We start from the raw sequence: 262 nt of genomic DNA on the forward strand, positions 1-262 counted from the left end.
CGTTAAGGCACTTTGCACCTAAATTTGCAGAGTGCCTTAACGGTTTGGACTGTATAAATCGTGGTTGACTAAAGCCGCATAGTAGCTGTCTATGGTGGAGGGGGCATTAAAGAGTGTTGCAAGCAAATACCGCTTGATATTCCGCACATAGGTGGTGTTTTTGTCTAAGCAGTCAAAGACATACTCGATGTGGGACGAGGTGATTTTCAGCATCTTGTCTTTCACAAGCTTTGCAGGGTAATCCTCTCCGGCAATGTTTATG

General features: G+C 44.7%; 1 protein-coding gene. It reads right to left on the reverse strand.

Features of this window, described 5'->3' with window-relative positions; genetic code table 11:
* Nucleotides 1-36: 36 nt before the first annotated feature.
* On the reverse strand, nt 37-262 hold a 226-nt coding region (locus ACX6CF_RS26880), incomplete at its 5' end, for a DUF6017 domain-containing protein (protein ID WP_458788443.1).

It is taken from the genome of Vallitalea sediminicola (assembly GCF_054408565.1).